We start from the raw sequence: 16,704 nt of genomic DNA on the forward strand, positions 1-16,704 counted from the left end.
CGGCGTCAAACCGCGAGTCTGAGTTGCATGCAAATCCGTAGGAGCCGGCTTGCTGGCGAAGGTGGTGGGTCAGCAACGGCAGTGTTGTCTGATCTGGCGCATTCGCGGGCAAGCGCGCTCCTACAGTGGGGCCGCGTCAAACCTCGGGGCTGAGATGCATGCAAATCCGTAGGAGTCGGCGTCAAACCCCGAGTCTGAGATGCATGCAATTCCGTAGGAGCCGGCTTGCTGGCGAAGGTGGTGGGTCAGCAACGCAAGTGTTGTCTGATCTGGCGCATTCGCGGGCAAGCGCGTTCCTACAGTGGGGCCGCGTCAAACCTCGGGGCTGAGGTGTATGTAAGTCCGTAGGAGCCGGCCTCAAACCTCGGGGCTGAGTTGTATGTAAGTCCGTAGGAGCCGGCTTGCTGGCGAAGGCAGCGGGTCAGCAACGAAAGTGTTGTCTGATGTGGCGCATTCGCGGGCAAGCGCGCTCCTACAGTGGGGCCGCGTCAAATCCCGAATCTGAGTTGCATGCAAATCCGTAGGAGTCGGCTTGCTGGCGAAAGCAGTGGGTCAGCAACGACAGTGTTGTCTGATCTGGCGCATTCGCGGGCAAGCGCGCTCCTACAGTGGGGCCGCGTCAAATCCCGAATCTGAGTTGCATGCAAATCCGTAGGAGCCGGCTTGCTGGCGAAGGTGGTGGGTCAGCAACGAAAGTGTTGTCTGACCCTATGCGCTCGCAAGCAAGCCGGCGCCCACGGGGTTGTAGCGCAGATTGCTTACGTAATCGGCGCCGGGTTGAACAGGGTGATGTCGTTGTGCAGACGATAGTGCTCGGTCCAGGTCTTTTTCTTGCCGCTGGCCACGTCCAGATAGAAGTGGAACAGCTCCCAACCCAAGTCCTCGATGCTCGCGCGACCGGTTGCAATGCGCCCGGCATCGATGTCGATCAGGTCCGGCCAGCGCTGGGCCAGCTCGGTGCGGGTCGACACCTTCACCACCGGTGACATCGCCAGTCCATACGGCGTGCCGCGTCCTGTGGTGAACACGTGCAGGTTCATGCCGGCCGCCAGTTGCAGCGTCCCGCAGACAAAATCGCTCGCCGGCGTTGCGCAGAAGATCAGGCCTTTGCGCGTCACCCGTTCGCCAGGGCCAAGCACCCCGTTGATGGCGCTGCTGCCGGACTTGACGATCGACCCCAGAGACTTCTCGACGATGTTCGACAACCCGCCCTTCTTGTTCCCCGGCGTGGTGTTGGCGCTGCGGTCTGCCTCGCCCTTGGCCAGGTAACGGTCGTACCAGTCCATTTCACGAACCAGTCCTTCAGCGACTTCCATGTTTTCCGCGCGGGAGGTCAGCAGGTAGATCGCGTCACGCACCTCGGTCACTTCCGAAAACATAACGGTCGCGCCCGCGCGCAGCAGCAAGTCCGACGCATAACCCAATGCCGGGTTGGCGGTGATGCCGGAAAACGCATCGCTGCCGCCGCACTGCATGCCCAGAATCAACTCCGACGCCGGCACGGTTTCGCGGCGACGCTGGTCAAGCTTCTTCAAACGCGTCTCGGCCAATTCCATGATCTGCTCGATCATTTCGTTGAAGCCGTGTTTGGAATCCTGCAGGCGATACAGCCAGGGCTCGCTTAGATCAACCGAGGCGTCGCCAGTGTGCATGACCTGATCGGCCTGCAACTTCTCACAGCCCAGGCTGATCACCAGCGCCTCGCCACCCAGGTTCGGGTTGCGCGCCAGATTGCGCACAGTACGAATCGGGATGTACGCGTCCTTGGCCGTGATGGCGACGCCGCAGCCGTAGCTGTGGGTCAGCGCTACCACGTCATCGACGTTCGGGTATTTGGGCAGCAGTTCTTCGCGGATACGCTTGACGGCGAAATCCAGAACGCCGGTGACGCATTGAACGGTCGTCGTGATGCCCAGGATATTGCGCGTACCGACGGTGCCGTCGGCGTTGCGGTAACCCTCGAAGGTGAAGCCTTCCAGCGGTTCCCCCCTGACCGGCACGGCATCGGACATCGGCAGACTGTCCAGCGCCGGCGCTGACGGCATGCGCAGCTGATCTTCCTTGACCCAACTGCCCTTCGGGATCGGCTGCAGCGCATAGCCGATGGTGTGGCCGTAACGAATGATAGGCTCCCCTTCGGCGATGTCCACGGTGTTCACCTTGTGGCTCTGCGGCACATTGTCGACGGTCACCAGACCGTTATCGAATTCAGTCCCCGCCGGAACGCCCTGGTCATTGACCACGACGACGACGTTATCAAGCGCATGCAAGCGAATGTAACGCGGCGAGTCGGCATGTTGGATCAAGTTCATCACGGTTTTTCCTCAGAGTTTCGCTTGAGAAAGCTCGGCTTCACTGGCCGGCAAGGCACCCTTCGTTGGGGTTTCCTTGAGTTCTACACGTTTGATTTCACCGACGATGAAGATGTAGCTGATCACCGCCACCAGCGCGTTGGCGCCGACGAACACCAGGGCCCATTTGAACGAACCGGTGGTGCTGATGATGTAGCCGATGACGATCGGGGTGGTGATGGAGGCGATGTTACCGAACATGTTGAACAGACCGCCGCTCAAACCGGCGATTTGTTTCGGTGATGCGTCGGACATGACCGCCCAACCCAATGCGCCCACGCCCTTGCCGAAGAAGGCCAGTGCCATGAAGCCCACCACGACCCATTCGATGTCGACGTAGTTGCAGGTCACGATCGAGGTCGACAGCAGCAAACCACCAATGATCGGCGCCTTGCGGGCGAAGGTCAGCGAGTGGCCTTTGCGCAGCAGGTAGTCGGAAATGATCCCGCCCAGCACGCCGCCGATGAAGCCGCAGATCGCCGGCAGCGAAGCGATGAAGCCCGCCTTGAGGATGGTCATGCCGCGCTCTTGAACCAGGTACACCGGGAACCAGGTCAGGAAGAAGTAGGTGATGCCGTTGATGCAGTATTGAGCCAGGTAAATGCCCAGCATCATGCGGTTGGTCAGCAACTGACGCACGTAGTCCCATTTCGGACCGCTGGCCGAGCCTTTACCCTTGTCCTGATCCATGTCGACCATGCCGCCGTTGTTGGCGATGTGATCGAACTCTTCCTTGTTGATTTTCGGGTGGTTGCGCGGGCTGTGGATAACTTTCAGCCAGATCAGCGAGAACAGGATGCCGATGCTGCCCATCACGAGGAACACGTGCTGCCAGCCGAAGGTGTAAACGATCCAGCCCATGATCGGTGCGAAAAGCACGGTGGCGAAGTATTGCGCCGAGTTGAAGATCGCCGAAGCCGTGCCGCGTTCAGACGTCGGGAACCAGGCCGCCACGATGCGGGCGTTGCCGGGGAACGACGGTGCTTCGGCGAGGCCGACCATGAAGCGCAGGGCGAACAGCAGGAAGATGGCGGTCGATAGACCGAACTCACCGACATAGCCTTGCAGCACGGTGAACAGCGACCAGGTGAAGATGCTCAGTGCGTAGACTTTCTTGGAGCCGTAGCGGTCGAGAAGCCAGCCGCCGGGGATCTGGCCCGCGACGTATGCCCAACCAAATGCGGAGAAGATGAAACCGAGGGTAACGGCGTCGATGCCGAGGCTTTTCTGCAGGCTGGAGCCCGCGATGGCGATGGTTGCGCGGTCGGCGTAGTTGATCGTGGTCACCAGGAACAGCATGAGCAAGATCAAATAGCGGACGTGAGTCGGCTTGGTTTTCTGCATGTTCGAAACTCCCACTAATTATTTTTTTGTGCGGGTAAACGATCTTATGTGTGTGCTGCTCGCCCCTGCCCCTAAAACAGATGCGATTTGAAACTGTACTGCCAGGTATCTGTTAGCGAAGCCCCGAGGGCAAAAAACCGCTGATCGCTCAGCGGTTTTGCGGCAACTGGGCTGTTACTGCTTGCCCTGCTTGTCCATCAGTGCAGCCAGCATGTCGACTTCATCCGAAGTCAGGTCAGTCAATGGCGCGCGGACAGGACCTGCGTCGTAGCCGGCAAGCTTGGCGCCGGCCTTGACGATGCTCACGGCGTAGCCGTGTTTGCGGTTACGGATGTCAAGATACGGCAGGAAGAAATCGTCGATCAGCTTGCCGACGGTCTCGTGATCGTCTTTGGCGATGGCGTGGTAGAAGTCCATCGCCATTTTCGGCAGGAAGTTGAACACCGCCGAGGAGTAAACCGGCACGCCCAGCGCCTTGTAGGCGGCGGCGTAGACTTCAGCGGTTGGCAGACCACCCAGGTACGAGAAGCGGTCGCCAAGACGACGGCGGATCGAAACCATCAGTTCGATATCACCCAGACCGTCTTTGTAGCCGATCAGGTTAGGGCAGCGCTCGGCCAGTTGCTCCAGCAGCGCAGGCGTCAGGCGGCAGACGTTACGGTTGTAGACGACGACGCCGATCTTGACCGATTTGCAGACCGCTTCAACGTGGAGGGCGACGCCGTCCTGGCTGGCTTCGGTCAGGTAATGAGGCAACAGCAGCAGGCCTTTGGCGCCCAGGCGCTCGGCTTCTTGAGCCATCTGAATCGCCTGGCGGGTCGGACCACCGACGCCAGCCAGAATCGGCACTGTGGTTTCGCAGGTGTCGACGGCAGTCTTGATGATTTCGGAGTATTCGTCGCCGGTCAGGGAGAAGAACTCACCTGTGCCGCCAGCGGCGAACAGCGCGGAGGCGCCGTACGGAGCGAGCCATTCCAGACGCTTGATGTAGCCAGCGCGGTGGAAGTCGCCCTGGGCATTGAAATCGGTAACCGGGAAGGAAAGCAGACCGTGAGAGAGGATGGACTTCAGTTCTTGTGGATTCATTATTCGAACACCCTGGGGAGCTATTTTTGTGGATGAAGCACCAGTCCTGCGCTGATGTCGTAAGTCATCGTACAACTGGTAAGGGGATCACTCAATAGCGATTTGAAATATTTATGACGGGTAAGGATGAGTGGTGCCTGGCTGGTATCGGCATTGGTAGCGGAGCATGATTATAAGTTGCCGCAGGCGTTGCGCTGAATGGCGCTATTTGTAGGAGTGAACTTGCTCGCGAACGCATTTCTCCAGACACCGCTGCGCTGAATGACCCTCCGCCTTCGCGGGCAAGCGCGCTCCTACATTTGATCTGCGTCGCCTGCGGATCCGCGACCCGTCGCAGGTTGTATGAGTGAGCTTGCTCGCGATCTGGCGCGAAGCGGCAGCATTCCGGTTAATGCGGTGTGTCGGAAAGAACTGCAGCTTCAGCTTTACGACTGCTGCGCAGCGGATCGCGAGCAAGCTCACTCCTACGGCCTCCGGCCAGAATCACCCGCTTTCACCGCCCTCTCGGATTATTCCGTAGTCCAGTGATCCAGACGTTGTAGTCCTTCTCTGAAACTGCTCGCGCACAGGCTTCCAAAACCTTCTGCGGGCCGCGTCACGTCGCTAAAGTCGTTGCGGTTCAAATTCAAATTTCTTAACCACTGCGAACCGCAAGGAAGGAAACGAAATGGCAATTGATGCATTTTTGAAAATGGCTGACATCCCGGGTGAGTCACTGGATGCCCAGTTCAAAGACTGGATTGAGATGGAGGACTTTGATGTTGGCGCCAGCCAGTCAGCCTCCGCAACCACGACGAGTTCGGGTGGGGCCAGCAGTGGTCGCGCGAAAATGAGTGATTTGTACTTCCGAAAAGCTGTCGACAAAGCAACGCCGAAACTGCATGAAGCCTGCTGCAGTGGCAGGCACTTCAAAGAAGTCACCATCGCGTTGAATCGGGCCGGCAACGACAAGATCAAGTACCTGGAAATAAAACTTGAGGAAGTGATTGTTTCCTCAGTCTCGCTGAATGGCAACGGCAGCAAAGAAACCGGTTTCCCCACTGAAACGGTCCGTCTGAATTACGCACGGATCAAGATGACCTACATACAGCAGAAGCGCTCTGATGGATCAGGCGGCGGCCAGATAGTCGGGGGCTGGGATGGTGTTGCGAACAAGGTATACGCGTAACGCCCATCCAGGGGAGGATAGTTGGCATGGCTGGTAGAGATGAGCGGAACCCGAATATTGCTTACTGCACCTATGTACTTAACGGCGAACCGATGAGTGAGTTGACGTGTGAGGGTAGAAGTTACGAAGCGTTTTCCGGAGATGTTGCGACGTACGTTAATAATGCACGCTATCAAGATGTGGTTAAGGAGGGGCCTTTGCCCCTCGGCAGGTATTACATATTAGACCGAGAATCTGGTGGCATGCTGGGCTGGATCAGACAGCCAGTTAAAGACGTATTTGCAGGAACTGACAGGAGCGAGTGGTTCAGCCTTTATCGAGACGACGGCCAAGTGGACGACCAGACGACAATCAACAACATTCAGCGAAGCGCGTTCCGGATTCATCCGGTTGGACCGCAGGGAATTAGCCAGGGCTGCGTGACCATGACATCGAAGTTGGCATTCGATGAGCTACGTCGATCCTTGAGAAATATGCCAGGGGAAATCTTGCCTAGCACTGGAATAAAATACTTCGGAGTGTTGGATGTGCTGGAAAACTCTCAGGGGGCCAAATGATTAGAATGCTGGGGATATTCCTGCAAATCATCTTCACACTTACGCTTTCAATATTACTCGAACGCTGGGTGATGATTGGCGGACCGATGAAGTGGATACTTCACACTGAAAGCGGGATGAATGCTTATGTATGGCTACTAACGCTCTTCAATTTGGAGGGTCTGGAAGACGGGGAAGACATGCTCATTCTCTTGACGCTCAGCGTGACGCTTATCTTTTCAACGCTGGCATGCGTAGCGCTGACTAAAGCCCTACGAAAATTGAGACGCGCACCGGTTGATCCGGGCGTCGAATAACCCAACCAGAACGTGTTCAATCAAGGGCACCGCAGCTACGCCATGCCCTTTCAAACAATCCACATCAAGCCCGCTGCGACTCAGCCTCTTCATGGGCATGGCGAAGACGTTCGCGGCTGTTGGTCAGGTGCAGGCGCATGGCGGCGCGGGCGGCATCGGAGTCCTGGCGCGCGATGGCGTCGTAGATTTCTTCGTGCTCGCGGCTGAGGCGGCTCATGTAATGCTGGTTATCATCGTGCGCCAGGCGCGCAGAGTTCAGGCGCGTGCGGGGAATGATGCTCGTGCCCAGGTGATTCATGATGTCGGTGAAGTAGCGGTTGCCGGTCGACAGGGCGATTGCCATGTGGAACTGGAAATCGGCGCCCACGGCATCGCTGGCGTGGGCCGCGCTTTCGTTGAGTGCGTCAAGGGCGGCGCGCATGTCGGCCAGTTGTTCGGCGGATCGGCGTTGAGCAGCGAGTCCGGCCGACTCGACTTCAAGACTGATGCGCAGCTCAAGAATCGCCAGGACGTCGCGCAGGGTGACGATAGTGGCCGGGTCGATACGGAAACCGCTCGGGCTTGGCGTGTCGAGGACGAAGGTGCCAATGCCGTGCCGGGTCTCCACCAGCCCGGACGCCTGCAAGCGCGAGATGGCTTCGCGTACGACCGTTCGGCTGACGCCCTGCTCTTCCATGATGGCTGACTCGGTAGGCAACTTATCGCCGCGTTTGAGTCCGCCCGTGCGGATGCGCTCGGAGAGTTCGGTAACCAATTCCTGCGCGAGGCTGCGGTGCTTTCGGCGGGCGCGAGGCGGAGCGCTCTGATTTTCCATATCCAACATGCATCTCTAAATACGCTGAACGCTGATGATAGCTCACCGGGTTATGCGATCACACAACAACCCCGGCGAGGCACCTTGTTTACGACACTTTATCGCTTCAGCACTTTACGCTCAAAGTGCCGTTTCGGTGAGCGGCTGCTCATGCAGTTGGCCGCCCTCGATGCGCACATGGCGACGATGGAACCGCTTGAGACTGCTGCGGTGGCCGATGCTGAGCAAGGTCACGCCCGGCAACTCGTCCAGCAACGCCTGGTACAGCGCGGCTTCATCCTCTTCGTCCATCGCTGACGTGGCCTCATCCAGGTACAACCAGTCCGGCGCGAACAGCAGGGCGCGGGCAAATGCGACACGTTGTTGCTCGCCCGGCGACAGCATGCGCTGCCAATGCTCGGTCTCGTCCAGCCGCGGAATTAGATGACCCAGGCGGCAAGTTTCCAGCACTTGGGCAAAGCGCTCGGCCGGATAGACTTCGGGCGCCTGGGGATAGCTCAACGCCTCCCGTAAGGTGCCAATCGGCAGATAGGGTTTCTGCGGCAGGAAGAATGCACGTTTGGCCGGTAATTTCACCGCACCGTGCCCTTCTTTCCACAACCCGCCCATCGCCCGCAGCAGCGTACTTTTGCCACTGCCGGAGCGGCCGCTGAGCATGACCTTCTCGCCTGCTGCAATGCTGATGTTGGCGTTGTCCAGGAGATGGCGACCGCCTGCGAGGGAAAGCGCCAGGCCTTGGAGCTGCAAGCCATCGCTGTCATGACTGACCTTGATGGCCGGGACGCGCGCTTCGTTTTCGTCCATGGCCTGACGGAAGCTGAGCAGACGATCACAGGTGGCGCGCCACGACGCCAGTTGGGTGTATGCGTCGATGAACCAGCTGAAATTCTCCTGCACGTTGCCGAACGCCGAGTTGATCTGCATCAGCTCGCCCAGCTCGATCTTGCCGGCAAAATAACGCGGCGCGGCCACCACAAAGGCGAAGACGATGGCGATCTGCGAGTAACCGGCGGTGAAGAACGTCAGGCGCTTCTGCACCTTCATGATCGTCCAGAAGTTGCTCCAGACCATGCCGAAGCGCGCGCTCAGGCGCTGGTTCTCGTTGGGCTCACCGTCGGACAGGGCGATGCTTTCGGCGTTTTCACGCACGCGCACCAGCGAAAAACGCATGTCGGCCTCGTAACGCTGTTGCTGGTTGCTCAGCAGGATCAAACGTTTGCCGATCAGGTGAGTCAGCAAGCTGCCGACCGCTGCATAAATAAGCGCCGCCCAAAACATGTAGCCGGGAATGGTGATGCCAAACAGCTCGATGCTGCCGGACACGCCCCACAGAATCACCGAGAACGACACCAGGCTGACCACGGTGCGCAGCAGGCCAAGGCTCAGGCTGAGGGTGTCGGACGTGAAGTTGTTGAGGTCTTCGGACAGACGCTGGTCGGGGTTATCGGTGTAACCGCCCTGCTCCAGCCGGTAGTAGTTCTTGTGCGCAAGCCATTTGGCGAAATGCTGTTCGGTCAGCCAGCGACGCCAGCGGATGGTCAGCATCTGGGTCAGGTAGAGGCGATACACCGCGCCGAGAATGGCAATGGCGGCAATGCCGCAGAAATACAAAATCAGGTGCGTGAAGGCCCCCAGATCCTTGTTCTGCAGCGCGTTGTAGAAGTCGCGGTACCAGTTGTTGACCAACACCGAGATGAATACACTGAACAGCGACAGCACGATCACTGCGATCAGCAGCACCCAGGCCATGCCTTTTTCTTCGCTGCGCCAGTAAGGCGTCACCAGCTTCCAGACCCGGGAAAAGAAATTCCCGTTTACAGCGTCATTGACCCTGGATTCGTCTACATCAAAATTCATGGCAAAAAGCTCGGCAGCGGGCAGTTATAGGCGTTTGGCGCCAATGTGCCAGACGCCACAGACGATCTTCCATGAAGAAATGTTTAAGGAGCATTCCCTGCTTAACGACGGACCGGGCGCTTCTGCAACTTGCGCTGCAAGGTGCGCCGATGCATGCCCAAGGCACGCGCCGTCGCCGAAATATTACCTTCGTGCTCGGTCAACACGCGTTGGATGTGCTCCCACTGCAAGCGGTCCACCGACATCGGGTTTTCCGGCACCAGGGTGTCCAGATCGGCATGTTCAGACAGCAGCGCTGCCAGCACATCATCGGCGTCGGCGGGTTTGCACAGGTAGTTGCAGGCCCCGCGCTTGATCGCTTCGACCGCCGTCGCGATGCTTGAATACCCGGTCAGGATCAACACGCGCATTTCCGGGTCCAGCTCCAGCAGCTTGGGCAGCAGCACCAGCCCCGAGTCGCCTTCCATTTTCAGGTCGACGGCGGCGTAGTCCGGGATGTCCTGCTGGGCGAGTGCCAGGCCCTCATCGGCCGAACCGGCGGTGCTCACGCGAAAGCCACGGCGCGCCATGGCCCGTGCCATCACGCGAGTGAAAGTGGCGTCGTCGTCCACCAGCAGCAGGTGCGGCAGTTCTTCGCCTTCAACCTGGATTTCGTCAGTCATGCTTCATCTCCTCGTGCGTCACGGGGCAGGCGCAGCTCGGTAAGCGTACCGCCCTCCTCGTGAGGATAGAGTTTCACCGAGCCGCCCGCGCGGGTCACGCTGGCCTTACTCAAGAACAGGCCAAGGCCGAAGCCTTTGCCCTTGGTGGTAAAAAACGGTTTGCCGATCTGTTCGGCGATGGCCAGCGGTACGCCGGCGCCGTGATCGCGGATGCTGATGCGAATCTCGGTGGCGGTCCAGTCCAGATTCACCTCAAGCCCTTCGGCGCAGGCGTCGGCTGCGTTGTTGAGCAGGTTCAGCAGCGCCTGGGTCAGATCCGGCGGCGGCGCCAGCATCGGCACGTCGCCCTGGCCCAGACGTTGAAAGCGGTAAGTGGCTTCCGGGCGCATCAGGTGCCAGCGGTTGAGGGCCTGATCGAGCCAGTGCGTGACGGTCTGTTCCTGCACCGAAAGCCGGCGATTCGCTTCAGCGGCGCGAACCAGTTGCTGCAATGTCTCTTTGCACAGTTTGACCTGATCCTGCAGCACCGAAAGGTCTTCCTGCAGCGCAGGGTCCTTGTGGTGATGCTGCATTTCCTTGAGCAACACGCTCATGGTCGCCAGCGGCGTGCCGAGTTCATGGGCGGCGCCGGCGGCTTCGGTCGCCACCGCGAGCAATTGCTGATCCCGGGCGCCCTCCTCACGGCGCAAGGCTCGCATGTGTTCCTGACGGCGCAGCTCTTCAGCCATGCGCGCGGCGAAGAAGGTGATCACACCGGCCGCCAGCGCGAAGCTCAGCCACATGCCGTAGATTTGCATGTTCTCGCGCGCCACAAAGGCATCCAGCGGGAAGAACTTGGCCAGCATCAGGGTATACAGCGCGAGTGCGATGCCTGACAGGATCAGCGAATAACGCCACGGCAGCGTCACGGCAGCGATGGTCAGCGGCACCAGATAATAAGAAACAAAGGGATTGGTCGAGCCGCCGGAGAAGTACAGCAGGGCGCTGTGGATAAACAGGTCGAACGCCAGTTGCACGGCGTATTCGAGCTCGGTCACCGGCCACGAGGTGCGCAGGCGAATGGCCGTCAGCAGGCAGACGATTGCCGAGAAACCCAGGGTAATGTCCAGCTGTAACCAGGGCAGCGGCAGCAGATCGAACAGATAGGCGAACCCCACCGAGCCCGCCTGCGCACCCAGCACCAGAATGCGGATGAACGTCAGGCGCCAGAGGTTCTGACGGGTAGCGGAAAGCAGTTGCAAGGGGGCGAGCATGAGCTCTCCTGATGAGCGCTCCAGGCGAATCGGAGCGAGTATAACCAATGCGACAACAGTTGCCGTCAAAGTGCGTCAAAGCGCCACATCCATTTTGAGGTGTGCGGGGCCGTGCAGGAACAAGCCCCCGGCTTCACAGTCAGATGGGCATCCGCCCGCCGAGGGCTTGCAAAACGCCTCGGGACGGTTCGCCAAACAAGGAGTTTTTATGTTCAGCCTTCGCCCCACTGCCACATTGTTCACCCTCGGCGCACTCGCGCTGGCCAGCGCCCCTGCCCTCGCCGACGACGTTCACTACAACCAGGTTTCAGTCCGCGCCGAGGTCAGCCAGGAAGTCCAGCGCGACCTGATGACCGTCACCCTCTACACCGAATCGCAGAACACCGACCCGGCCAAACTGGCTGCTGGCGTGACCGAGACGCTGAACAAGGCGCTGGGCGAAGCACGTGAGGTCAAGGACATCAACATCCGTCAGGGCAGCCGCAACAGCTACCCGATCTACGACGACAAAGGCCAGAAGATCACCGGCTGGCGTGAGCATGCCGAACTGCGCCTGGAAAGCGCCGACTTTGCCGCGCTGTCCAAGCTGACCGGCGACCTGCTGGGTGGCGACATGAAGATGGGCGGCATGGACTTCTCGATTTCCAATCCCGCACGCAAAACCAGCGAGGACGCGCTGCTTAAAGACGCCGTTACCGCGTTCCGCGCGCGCGCGAAACTGGTGACTGACGCACTGGGCGGTACCGGCTACAAGCTGGTCAACCTGAACCTGAATACCTCCGGGTTTCCGCAGCCGTATCTGCGCGCGCCGGTCATGATGATGAAGGCCGCCCGTGCCGACGCCGCGCCAACGCCTGACGTCGAAGCCGGCACCAGTCAGGTCAGCGTGGCAGCAGACGGTGTCATCGAAGTCGCTATCCCTTGATGCACACGGCGGCAGCCGCTGGCTGCCGCCCTTTCGTTCCCCCTTCCCCACTTTTTTCCGGCACTCCTGTCGCCCCTTCCCCATCAGCGCGGCACCCTTCTCCTACGGCTCAGGGCGATTCGCCCGATTTCCACGCTGGCCGGAATAAATAGAATTGTCGCCAGAAACACACACTTAACCCGCACTCAAAGCCGACTGCACCTCAAGTGCACGACCGTGCGCCGCCAATGATTCAAGGAAGAATCCGATCATGCCTTTTCAAGCTCAACCTGTTATTCCGGTCGACATGCCCGCCCGTACGTTACGCAGCACTTTCGCGCTGGACCTGCTGACCCAAGTGGCCGAAACACTCGCGCCAGACGCCTTTGCCCGGGAGATGAGCAACGTCTTCGGCAACGACATCCCGCCTCACCTCTACACGAAGCTGCAAGACAAGCTACTGGCGGGAGAAGTGCAAAACCCTGCCGTCCTTCTCGCCCGGGATCTGGGCTTCGAAGCGGACTACGATAACCGCGAGCGGGTCATCCGCGTCGACTGGGCATTCTTCCTGCGCACCACTGCCCATCCACAGCACCACTGGTGGCTGCTGACCGCACTGCTCCACGAATTCGGCCACCACATCGACAATGTCCTGCGCCGGGAGCTGAGCGATGAGAACGCGCCATTGGAGACCGATGCGCCATTCGAGGAAGGGCATCTGTTCACCTTGTGGATGACCGAGGCAGCCTCTCCTTCGCAGGACGACATGACCTTCGCTGCCTATTCCGAAGTTGCCTCCACCGATCGTCAGTACGCGACTTCCTGGCAGCAAGCATGCGAAGCCATTCGCGACTATCTGGCCTCGACCGACCTGCGCTTCGAGCCCTCGCACAGCCATTGCGATCGTGAAGCCTTCGAAGCCGGCACTGACTCCAAAGGCAGCACCCACCAGACGATCGAATGGGTGCTGCGGGATTTCAACTTCAGTCAGAACGAGATAGACGCGGTTTACTTCGGCAACTGGCTGCGGGATTACTCCCAGGTCGTCGATCCCAAGATCACCCGCGCAGCGGACATGCCAAAAGAATTTCCGGCGACCCTGTCCCGCGAGAGCTGGACCGACCTCGTCGATGTGTTGGCCGCTAAAAAATTCTTCGACCTACGGATGCACTATCCGAACGAAATGAAGGTCACGCCGAACAAGCTGGGTGTTTATCGGCCCACGGAGCATATCGACAATCCGTTGGTCATCGATCCGCCTTTCCCGGACCCGAAAGTGCGTGACCCGGACTTCGAAGCCTGGGTGCTTCCCGGCGATCCATCCCTTGGTGCGGACCGAGACACGTCGATGAAGCGCTACATCGGCAACGCGGTGGGCTACATGGGGCAAGAGCTGCGTCTGGCCATGCAACAGGGCCGTTCCCTCGACGGACTGCGCAGCTTCGGCGCCGCACTGCATGTGCTCGAAGACCTGTTCGCCCATTCAAACTTCGCAGAGCTGAGCCTGATCAAGGCCGGATATGTCAATGTTCTGCCCTGGACAACGCCTGCACACGTCAAATGGAATCTGCCCCTGGTCACGGGCACGTTCGGGGCCACTGACGTGATCGCCAGTCTGGCGGGTCCGCTGGGCAAAATCCTCTTCTCCACCGCAGAGCTGGAGTTCGAGCTCACTCAGCCGGGTTATCGCTCGGACCGGGACAAAGTGATGCTGGTACTACTGAGCGAGCATCCGGACCGGGATTATTACAACGCCTTCAACGCGCTGCTGCAGGCCAGGGACGGTCTGGTCACGCTTGCCCGGAAAATGGGCGTAGACACCCTCAAGTTCTATCGCTGGCTGATCAACACCCCGGCGGGCATTCTGCTGAACGCCTACAACAGCGCGGCGCAGGGTGTTCTGACCTGGATCGGCAATAGCGTCGACGACGCGCAAACGCTGCTGGGCAGTGACCCGAATGTCGATCCGACCCTTGAACCGAGCCATTCGCAACTGTCCAAAGATCACGCCGAACACCCGCTTCACGATCTGGCGGCGCTGCTCGCCACCGAAGCCGTGCGCAAGGTCGCCCAGTCCATGGTCGATTACTGGGCTGGCAAACCCGGTGCCGATCCGGTCGCCGTCGCATCGGCGTTCTTCTGCCATCCCGCCGACAGCGAATGGCAGTACCCGATCGTCATGGCATGGGCGGAAAGCAACCCGGCGGACGTCGCGCGCAGTGAATCGAAGAGCGAGCTGGACAAGACCCAGCAAGCGGCGATTGACGAACTTCGCGCTATCCAGAACACACTCATCAAAGACAGTCAGCGTTATCTGGACTACGTGTTCAACAGCAAAACCTCGCAGGCCTCTGGCGTGCAGGGCGTTCTGGAGCAGGGGTTCATGAAGGTGGTTTCCAGCACAACCTGGTGGAAAGACCTGCAAACGCTCATCAAGTAATAAGCTTATGAATTTCCGTGGCTTGTTGCTCAAGTGAGCTGTGCGGCATTCTTGGCGGTCTATCATCCCGTCGATGAATTCAGGCATGAGTGCCGCACTTTATGAGGTTCACATGGACACAACCTTCAAACCCCTGCTTCTGGCAGCGGCCATGGCGCTTTGCGTTCCGTCGGTCCAGGCGGCAAGCACCCTTGTCTATTGCTCGGAAGCCAGCCCTGCCGGCTTCGATCCCAGCCAGTACACCAGCGGCACCGAGTTCGATGCGTCTGCAGAAACAGTCTTCAACCGCCTGACCCAGTTCAAGCGCGGCGGTACGGACGTCGAGCCGGGCCTGGCAACCAAATGGGAAGTGTCCGACGACGGCTTGACCTACACCTTTCACTTGCGGCCCGGCGTGAAATTCCACACCACGGACTATTTCAAACCGACCCGCGACTTCAACGCCGATGACGTGCTGTTCACCTTCAACCGCCTGCTGAACCCGGATGACCCGTTCCGCAAGGCATACCCGTCCGAGTCGCCGTACTTCACCGACATGGGCATGAACACCACCATCAAGCAGGTCGAAAAGGTCGATGATCAGACGGTCCGCTTCCAGCTGAACAACATCGATGCCGCGTTCATCCAGAATCTGGCGATGAGCTTCGCCTCGATTCAGTCGGCTGAATATGCCGCGCAACTGATCAAGCAAGGCAAGGCTGGCGATATCAACCTGAAGCCGATCGGTACCGGACCCTTCGTGTTCAAGCGCTATCAGAAAGACGCGCAAATCCGTTACGTCGGCAACAAGGAATACTGGAAGCCGGAGGACGTGAAGCTCGACAACCTGATCTTCTCGATCAACACCGACGCCGCCACCCGCCTGCAGAAGCTGAAGACCGGCGAATGCCAGATCAGCGGGTATCCGCGTCCACAGGACATCGAAGAAGCGCAGAAGGACCCGAACCTCAAGGTGCTGAGTCAGGCGGGTTTCAACCTGGGCTTTCTCGCCTATAACGTGACCCATCCGCCGCTCGATCAGTTGAAAGTGCGTCAGGCGCTGGACATGGCCATCGACAAGCCGGCCATCATCAAGGCGGTGTACCAGGGCGCCGGGCAGTTGGCACAGAACGCTCTGCCACCGGCGCAATGGAGCTTTGATCCGAACATCAAAGATGCGCCCCACGATCCGGAAAAAGCCAGGCAACTGCTCAAGGAAGCCGGCGTTGCGCCAGGCACGCAGATCAACCTGTGGGCGATGACCGTACAGCGCGCGTCCAACCCGAATGCACGCATGTCGGCGCAGATGATTCAGTCGGACTGGGCGAAGATCGGTATCAAGGCCAACATCGTCAGCTACGAATGGGGCGAGTACATCAAGCGCGCCAAGGCCGGCGAGCACGACGTGATGATCTACGGCTGGACCGGTGACAATGGCGACCCCGACAACTGGCTCGGCGTGCTGTACAGCTGTGGCGCGGTGAAGGGCAGCAACTATGCGAAGTGGTGCAACCCTGCCTACGACAAGCTGGTGACCCAGGCCAAACTGACCAGCAACCGCGAGGAGCGGATCAAGCTGTATCAGCAGGCGCAGACCATTCTGAAAAACGACGTGCCGATCACCCCGATCGCCAATTCCAAGGTGTTTCAGCCGATGCGCAAGGAGGTTCAGGACTTCAAACTCAGCCCATTTGGCCTGACGCCCTTCTACGGTGTCAGCCTGACCAAGTAATCAGCTGAAACCAACAGCGAAGTAACACTTGATGACCGAAGCGGGTGCAATCGCCACGTTGCGATGCACCTTTTTGGTGCTTCAAAGATATCAATATGCGACACGCAAACGTTCAACAGCGTCAGTAATTACACTTATGCGACATTCGTGTACGTTCGTGCCACTGTTTGTCACCTTGCTGGCGCCGACATCTTGCTTTGGGTATGGCGCCTGCATAAGTATCTGCGGGACCGGCTCAAAAGGCCGTACCCTCAATCAAAA

At 59.2% G+C, this 16,704-nt stretch carries 13 protein-coding genes; 6 read left to right on the forward strand and 7 right to left on the reverse strand.

What is annotated here, in order from left to right; all coding sequences use genetic code 11:
- Positions 1-758 precede the first annotated feature (758 nt).
- The 3 genes from garD to kdgD form a co-directional block, all read right to left on the reverse strand.
- Complete coding sequence (gene garD / locus EC919_RS21005; RefSeq protein ID WP_133776261.1) at positions 759-2,312, reverse strand: galactarate dehydratase; 1,554 nt, start codon at positions 2,310-2,312, stop codon at positions 759-761.
- A 12-nt stretch (positions 2,313-2,324) separates the two neighbouring features.
- Positions 2,325-3,695: an MFS transporter gene (locus tag EC919_RS21010; protein ID WP_133776262.1), complete on the reverse strand. Its 1,371-nt coding sequence runs from the start codon at positions 3,693-3,695 to the stop codon at positions 2,325-2,327.
- Between the two features lie 174 nt (positions 3,696-3,869).
- Complete coding sequence (gene kdgD / locus EC919_RS21015) at positions 3,870-4,781, reverse strand: 5-dehydro-4-deoxyglucarate dehydratase (RefSeq protein WP_133776263.1); 912 nt, start codon at positions 4,779-4,781, stop codon at positions 3,870-3,872.
- Between the two features lie 667 nt (positions 4,782-5,448).
- On the opposite strand from kdgD, the gene EC919_RS21020 reads away from it, so the two are divergent.
- From EC919_RS21020 to EC919_RS21030, 3 genes are read left to right on the forward strand one after another with little or no spacing between them, the layout of a single operon-like run.
- Positions 5,449-5,949, forward strand: a complete 501-nt coding sequence (locus EC919_RS21020; protein ID WP_065990148.1) for an Hcp family type VI secretion system effector — start codon at positions 5,449-5,451, stop codon at positions 5,947-5,949.
- A 26-nt stretch (positions 5,950-5,975) separates the two neighbouring features.
- Entirely contained in the window at positions 5,976-6,506 is a 531-nt protein-coding gene (locus tag EC919_RS21025; protein WP_133776264.1) for a DUF2778 domain-containing protein, read from the forward strand.
- Positions 6,503-6,802, forward strand: a complete 300-nt coding sequence (locus tag EC919_RS21030) for a hypothetical protein (protein WP_133776265.1) — start codon at positions 6,503-6,505, stop codon at positions 6,800-6,802. The genes EC919_RS21025 and EC919_RS21030 overlap by 4 nt, the downstream gene beginning before the upstream one ends.
- 64 nt (positions 6,803-6,866) lie before the next feature.
- Here EC919_RS21030 and EC919_RS21035 read toward each other — a convergent pair whose 3' ends face one another.
- The 4 genes from EC919_RS21035 to EC919_RS21050 form a co-directional block, all read right to left on the reverse strand.
- A complete protein-coding gene (locus tag EC919_RS21035) occupies positions 6,867-7,616 on the reverse strand; it encodes a FadR/GntR family transcriptional regulator (protein ID WP_133776307.1) in 750 nt (249 codons plus the stop codon).
- Between the two features lie 120 nt (positions 7,617-7,736).
- Complete coding sequence (locus tag EC919_RS21040; RefSeq protein WP_133776266.1) at positions 7,737-9,473, reverse strand: ABC transporter ATP-binding protein/permease; 1,737 nt, start codon at positions 9,471-9,473, stop codon at positions 7,737-7,739.
- A 101-nt stretch (positions 9,474-9,574) separates the two neighbouring features.
- Entirely contained in the window at positions 9,575-10,135 is a 561-nt protein-coding gene (locus EC919_RS21045) for a response regulator transcription factor (protein ID WP_065990162.1), read from the reverse strand.
- Positions 10,132-11,388, reverse strand: a complete 1,257-nt coding sequence (locus tag EC919_RS21050) for an ATP-binding protein (protein ID WP_065990166.1) — start codon at positions 11,386-11,388, stop codon at positions 10,132-10,134. The genes EC919_RS21045 and EC919_RS21050 overlap by 4 nt, the downstream gene beginning before the upstream one ends.
- Before the next feature lie 208 nt (positions 11,389-11,596).
- On the opposite strand from EC919_RS21050, the gene EC919_RS21055 reads away from it, so the two are divergent.
- The 3 genes from EC919_RS21055 (at position 11,597) to EC919_RS21065 (ending at position 16,443) form a co-directional block, all read left to right on the forward strand.
- Positions 11,597-12,313: an SIMPL domain-containing protein gene (locus tag EC919_RS21055; RefSeq protein ID WP_133776267.1), complete on the forward strand. Its 717-nt coding sequence runs from the start codon at positions 11,597-11,599 to the stop codon at positions 12,311-12,313.
- Positions 12,314-12,563: 250 nt separating this feature from the next.
- Positions 12,564-14,732 (forward strand): HET-C-related protein, encoded by a 2,169-nt coding sequence (locus tag EC919_RS21060; protein WP_133776268.1) that lies wholly within the window; start codon positions 12,564-12,566, stop codon positions 14,730-14,732.
- Between the two features lie 112 nt (positions 14,733-14,844).
- Positions 14,845-16,443, forward strand: coding sequence for an ABC transporter substrate-binding protein (locus EC919_RS21065; RefSeq protein WP_133776308.1), 1,599 nt, complete (start codon positions 14,845-14,847; stop codon positions 16,441-16,443).
- Positions 16,444-16,704 lie beyond the last annotated feature (261 nt).

Origin of the sequence: Pseudomonas graminis (assembly GCF_004364335.1) — a bacterium.
Classification (GTDB): domain Bacteria; phylum Pseudomonadota; class Gammaproteobacteria; order Pseudomonadales; family Pseudomonadaceae; genus Aquipseudomonas; species Aquipseudomonas graminis_D.